Consider the following 5,623-nt stretch of genomic DNA (forward strand, 5'->3'; position numbering starts at 1 on the left):
TCCCGCACCAGCCGCTTGGCCAGTGGCAAACACTCGTCATGCCCGTCGATGTGGAAGAACGCATACATGCCCCCACGTGGCGTGGCCACCGACACTCCCGGCACCTCGGCCAGCAGCGGCACCAGCGTGTCGCGGCAGTTGCGTAGATGGTTCACCAGCGCGGGCGTCACCTCCTCCGTGCGCTGCAGCGCCACCGTGGCTCCGCGCTGCACAAACACCGGCGCGCACGAGGTGTTGAACTCGATCAGCTTGCCCACCGCCTGGGTGAGTGACGGCGGCAACACCAGCCACCCCAGGCGCCAGCCGGTCATCAAAAAGCTCTTGGAAAAGCTGTGCGTCACGATCAGCCGGTCCTCCGGTTCGGCCACGTCCAGAAAGCTGGGGGCCGCGCCATTGGCCGTGTCGCCCGCGTAGTACAGCCGCTCGTACACCTCGTCCGCCAGAATCCACGTGCCCGTGCGGCGGCAGTGCGCCAGGATGGTGGCTTGCTCCTCGCGCGTCAGCGTCCAGCCCGTGGGGTTGTTGGGGGCGTTGACGACCAGCAGGCGCGTGCCGGGTGTGATGGCGGCCAGCAGCGCATCCATGTCCAGGCGCCATGCGCCGTGCACGTCGGCCACCAGTGGCACGGTGCGCACCTGCGCCCCCAGAATGCGCGGCTGCGCCACCAGGTTGGGCCACACGGGCGTCACCAGCACCACTTCGTCGCCTGCGTCCACCAGGGTCTGCACGGCCACCATCAGGCCGTTCACACCGCCGGACGTCACTGCGATGCGGTCGAACCACGCATCGGTGTGCTGCTGCGGGTGCAGGCCGTGCATGTAGCCCGCAATCGCGTGGCGCAGTTCGGGCAGGCCCAGGTTGTGGGCATAAAAGGTCTCGCCCTTTTGCAGCGACGCAATGGCCGCGTCGCGGATGAAATCGGGCGTTACTTCGTCGCTCTCGCCGAACCAGAACTTCAGCACATCGCTGCGCCCCAGGCCTTCGTTGGCCACTTCGCGGATGCGCGACTCTTCGAGGCTTTGGACTACTTCTCGCATGCAATCTCCTTGAAATACACAGCCATCATCGCAGGCGTATAGTCGTTTTTTTGATTTTTTCACCACCTTGGCTGACCAACCAACGCTCATGACCTATCCCAACACCCAGCTCTTCATCGCAGGCCAGTGGCAAGACGCCGCTGAAGGCAAGACCCTTGCCGTGTTCAACCCCGCCACGGGCAAAGAAATTGGCCGTGTGGCCCATGCCACCAAGGTCGATCTGGACCGTGCGCTGGACGCCGCACAAAAGGGCTTTGAAGCCTGGCGTGACATGCCTGCCGCCGAGCGCGCCAAGACCATGCGCCGCGCAGCGGCCCTGATGCGGGAACGCGCCGAATCAATAGCCGCCATCATGGTGCAAGAGCAGGGCAAGCCCCTGGCCGAGGCCAAGGTTGAAACCATGGCGTCGGCCGACATCATCGAATGGTTTGCCGACGAATCGCTGCGTGTGTACGGCCGCATCGTGCCCTCGCGCAACCTCAAGGCCACGCAGATGGTGCTGAAGGACCCTGTGGGCCCCGTGGCGGCCTTCACGCCCTGGAACTTCCCCATCAACCAGGTGGTGCGCAAGCTGGCCGCCGCGCTGGGTGCCGGTTGCTCCATCTTGGTCAAGGCGCCTGAAGAAACCCCCGCCAGCCCGGCCGAGCTGATCCGCGCGTTTGCCGATGCCGGTGTGCCCGCAGGCACCGTGGGCCTGGTCTATGGCGACCCGGCTGAAATCTCCAGCTACCTGATCCCGCACCCCATCATCCGCAAGGTCACGTTCACCGGCTCCACGCCCGTGGGCAAGCAGCTGGCCGCGCTGGCGGGCAAGCACATGAAGCGCGTGACGATGGAGCTGGGCGGCCACGCCCCGGTAATCGTGGCGGAAGACGCCGACCTCGAACTCGCCATCAAGATCGGCAGCGGCGCCAAGTTCCGCAACGCAGGCCAGGTCTGTATTTCGCCCACCCGCTATCTGGTGCACGAGAGCATCCGTGCCGACTTCGTGGCTGCCTTCGCCAAGTACGCGCAGGGCCTGAAGGTGGGCGATGGCCTCACGGCCGGCACGCAGATGGGCCCGTTGGCCAACCCGCGTCGCATTACCGCCATGGCCGACTTGTTGGCCGATGCGGTACAGCAGGGCGCCAAGGTGCTGGCCGGTGGCGAGCGCATCGGCACCGAAGGCAACTTCTTCCAGCCCACCGTGCTGAACGACGTGCCCCTGTCGGCCCGCATCGTGAACGAAGAGCCCTTTGGCCCCGTGGCTGCCGTGCGTGGCTTCACCCAAATCGAAGACGCCATTGCCGAGGCCAACCGCCTGCCGTTTGGTCTGGCCGGTTATGCCTTCACTTCGTCGCTGAAGAACGCTCATTTGCTGGCGCAGCGCCTGGAAGTGGGCATGCTCTGGATCAACCAGGCCGCCGCACCTGCAGCCGAGCTGCCGTTTGGTGGCCTGAAGGATTCGGGCTACGGCTCCGAGGGTGGCCCCGAGGCCATCGAGGCGCACCTGAACACGCGCCTGGTGTCGATCATGAACGTGTAACCATCGCGCTCTTTGCTCCTTGGTCACAGGCCCCCGGTGCCATGGGCATCGGGGGCCTTTTTTTTTGCATTTGGAAGACTGAACGTGGCGGCACAATGGTGGGCCGCTACAGAGCTACGGCCACATCAGGTGGCTATTACCCAGCATCCGCCATTTCAGGAGTGCACCGCCCATGCTGTCCCGACAATGCCTTGCCCTCATCGCTGCGCTGGCCTCCTGCGTGCCGCCTGCCTGGGCGGGCATGGACAAAGAAGGCTCCATCCAGCGGCCCGGACTGTTCTTTGCCTGGCTGTCGCCCGACGATGGTCCGGTGTGGGCTCATTTTGAGAACCCCGCGCACCTGCAGCAGCTGGCACGGCACTGCAATGCCGGCGCGCCGGTGTTTGCGCTGCAAGCAGGCACCCGCTACCAGTGCAAGGCCGAACTGCCGCCGAAGTCTGCCGGGCAGGAAGAATCCTACGCTGCAGGCATGACCGTGCAAGGTCCGGCGCCGCAGGCAGATACCCGGCAGTACCGGCTCTTCGCCCTCACGCCGCCGCGCGCGCCGCAGTGGGTGGTAGGGAGCCCCGATGCCGAGCAGCTGGGAGCACTGCAGTTGTTCGTGCAGTCGGACGACCGCCGGTTTGGTACGCTGCGCCGCCAGCTCCAATGGGGTTCGGCACGCACGGTTCAGCAGCCCCAGGGTGCACGCACCACCGTGGTGGTGCCTGGCAGGGTGGTGCGCGATCCGAATGCTTTTTACGAAGCCCAGCGGCACCATGTTTTTGTGCGTGGCAGTGGCGGCTATGCCTACATGGGCGAGGTGCCCGGCAAGCCCGATAGCTACGTGGACATCGACGGCAACGACCTGCCGGGGCTGGTGGTGTCGGAAGGGTGTGACGGCTGGTGCGTATCGCTGTGGGGCCTGACGGGCGGGCTGCGGCAAGTGGGGCGGTTTGGCGGGCATTGAGAGGATGCCCTCTCAGTCGGTGCTGCGGTCCCCTCAGCGCTGTTTCACCGGGTCGTACGTGCAGCGAAAGCCGATGTACACCGCGTAAAAGTCCGCAGGCTTCCAGGCCTCGACCTCCGCGCGCATTTGCGACGCGGGATACCACCAGGACCCGCCCATCGTGCGCCGCTCGTCGCCGCGCGCATCGGCCGCCCATTCCCACACATTGGCACCCATGTCGTGCAGGCCGTTCACCCCGGCTGCGGTGGCGTTGACGGGTGCGGCACGGGGCCAGGGGTCGGGGTCGCTGGTGTTGGCGCCCTGCGGGCTCTGGCCTGTGGTCCAGGGGTAGGTGGTGCCACGCACCCAGGGCGTGGGCGGTTGGCTGCGCAGCTCGGTAAAGCCGGCGGTGCGCCACTCGGCGGCGGTGGGCAGGCGGCCGCCCGCCCATTGGCAGTAGGCCTGGGCCTCGGCGTGAGTGAGGTGCACGGCGGGCAACTGGTCGGTGTCGGGCGGTGAGCCGTCGGGGCGCTGCCAGGTCCAGCCCGCGCGGCGCTGCCAGCCGCCCACGTATTCAAAACCGCCGCCTTCGCGCTCTGCACGGGTGGTGGTGCCGGTGGCCCGCACGTAGCGCGCAAACTGGGCGATGGTGACTTCGGTCTTGTCAATGCGCAGGCCGCCCAGGTCGTCCAGCACCACGGGCGCTGTGGTCTGGGCAGATGCGGCCAAGGCCCAGAACACCAGGATGGCGCTGGCTGCGTGGCGTGGTGTTGGCATGGTGCTGTGCTCCGCATTTCACAGCCAGGTAGTCATTGCCCGGCCGGTGTGGCGCAGAGTATCTGCCGCTGCAAAAGCCTGCGGGCGGGACCGGATTTGGACCGACCGAATGGCCTTGGGTGCGCCGGGTTGGGTGGTTGGCTCTGCGTCCGCAATAGGGCTATGCGCTGTATCCGGCAGGTCGCAGGCATAAAAAAACCCCGCACTCCAAAGAAGTGCGGGGTAATTGGCTGTGTGTCTGCCCTCCCACCAGTCAGGGCAGCAGCGTGTGGGGGGCCATCAGAAGTTGTGGCGCACGCCCACGGCGAAGGAGCTGAAGTCGTTACCCGGAGCCGACACGCCGTAGGTGGCGGCCTGGCTGTTGTTGATGCGGGTGTAGTACGTGTAGACCTTGGTGCGCTTGCTCAGGTTGTAGTTGTAGCCCAGCGTGTACTGGGTTGCGGCGCTGTTGGACACGTTGGAGTAGTTGCCGGCACGGCCCACGTTCACGTGGAACTCGGACACGCCCATGATGTAGGCGGCCGACAGGCGCAGGTTGGTGCGGTTGCCGCCGTTGGCGATGAACACGTTCTTGTCGCGTTGCACGTAGGCGCCCATCACGAAGGGACCGGTGGAGTACGAAGCGCGCACTGCGAACTGGTTCTGGTCGCCCAGCTTGGAGTAACCGGCGCCCAGGCCCAGCTTGCCGATTTCGTAGTTGGCAGCCAGGTCCATGCTGTTCTTGCCGCCGGTGCCGCTGGGCTGCTCGTGCTGGGCCCAGCCGGCTTCGAACGTTGCGCCGCCCAGGCTGGGGGTGCGGTAAGCGATCTTGTTGATGTCACGGGCGGGGTAGGCGTACAGGGCGTCAGCCGACGAGCCAGTGTCGTGGTTGTGGTTGCTGATGAAGTCGGCCGTGGCGTAGTACGACTCGGACGTGAAGTTGCCCAGGCGCACCATGCCGAAGCCGCCGGACAGGTTCACTTCGCTCTGGCGGGCAAAAATGCCGCGCGAGTCGGTAGCGCCGGAGCTGGAGTCAAAGCCGCTTTCCAGCTGGAAGCCAGCCATCAGGCCGCCGCCCAGGTCTTCCTGGCCCTTGAAGCCGAAGCGGGAGGAGTTGTTGAACAGGCCGGTCTTGGAGACATCGCCGTCTTTTTGGTGTTCAAAGCTGGTGTTGACCCGGCCGTACAGGGTGACGCTGCTCTGTGCAAAGGCAGCAGACGTACCCACCAGGGCCAGCGCGGCGAGGGCGCAGCGGTTCAATGTTTTCATTCGCGAGGTTCCTTAAGGCTACGCTGAACAAGCCCTCGAAATTTCCCGCGCGAACGCGGAAGACGCCATTTTTTGGATTTTGTGGCCTCTTGCGCCGCCCATTTGGGC

At 65.7% G+C, this 5,623-nt stretch carries 5 protein-coding genes; 2 read left to right on the top strand and 3 right to left on the bottom strand.

Annotation, left to right across the window (positions count from 1 at the left end; translation table 11 throughout):
* Positions 1 to 1,037 (bottom strand): pyridoxal phosphate-dependent aminotransferase (locus DBR23_RS02905; protein WP_108497259.1); only part of this gene is annotated, 1,037 nt, incomplete at its 3' end.
* An 88-nt stretch (positions 1,038 to 1,125) separates the two neighbouring features.
* Here DBR23_RS02905 and DBR23_RS02910 point away from each other — a divergent pair.
* Both DBR23_RS02910 and DBR23_RS02915 read left to right on the top strand, forming a co-directional pair.
* Entirely contained in the window at positions 1,126 to 2,562 is a 1,437-nt protein-coding gene (locus tag DBR23_RS02910) for an NAD-dependent succinate-semialdehyde dehydrogenase (RefSeq protein ID WP_108497260.1), read from the top strand.
* 172 nt (positions 2,563 to 2,734) lie between these two features.
* The gene (locus DBR23_RS02915) at positions 2,735 to 3,511 is read left to right on the top strand and encodes a hypothetical protein (RefSeq protein WP_108497261.1); all 777 of its coding nucleotides are present in this window, start codon (positions 2,735 to 2,737) and stop codon (positions 3,509 to 3,511) included.
* A gap of 33 nt (positions 3,512 to 3,544) precedes the next feature.
* Here DBR23_RS02915 and DBR23_RS02920 read toward each other — a convergent pair whose 3' ends face one another.
* Both DBR23_RS02920 and DBR23_RS02925 read right to left on the bottom strand, forming a co-directional pair.
* Positions 3,545 to 4,267, bottom strand: coding sequence for a formylglycine-generating enzyme family protein (locus DBR23_RS02920; RefSeq protein WP_108497262.1), 723 nt, complete (start codon positions 4,265 to 4,267; stop codon positions 3,545 to 3,547).
* A 279-nt stretch (positions 4,268 to 4,546) separates the two neighbouring features.
* The gene (locus DBR23_RS02925; RefSeq protein ID WP_108497263.1) at positions 4,547 to 5,515 is read right to left on the bottom strand and encodes a porin; all 969 of its coding nucleotides are present in this window, start codon (positions 5,513 to 5,515) and stop codon (positions 4,547 to 4,549) included.
* Positions 5,516 to 5,623 lie beyond the last annotated feature (108 nt).

The organism is Acidovorax sp. HMWF018 (assembly GCF_003061035.1).
Lineage (GTDB): Bacteria > Pseudomonadota > Gammaproteobacteria > Burkholderiales > Burkholderiaceae_C > Acidovorax > Acidovorax delafieldii.

Excerpts from the sequence above, each read along its gene's own strand:
- DBR23_RS02915 (WP_108497261.1), top strand. The coding sequence starts at position 2,735 with ATGCTGTCCCGACAATGCCTTGCCCTCATCGCTGCGCTGGCCTCCTGC.
- DBR23_RS02920 (WP_108497262.1), bottom strand. The coding sequence starts at position 4,267 with ATGCCAACACCACGCCACGCAGCCAGCGCCATCCTGGTGTTCTGGGCC.
- DBR23_RS02925 (WP_108497263.1), bottom strand. The coding sequence starts at position 5,515 with ATGAAAACATTGAACCGCTGCGCCCTCGCCGCGCTGGCCCTGGTGGGT.
- DBR23_RS02910 (WP_108497260.1), top strand. The coding sequence starts at position 1,126 with ATGACCTATCCCAACACCCAGCTCTTCATCGCAGGCCAGTGGCAAGAC.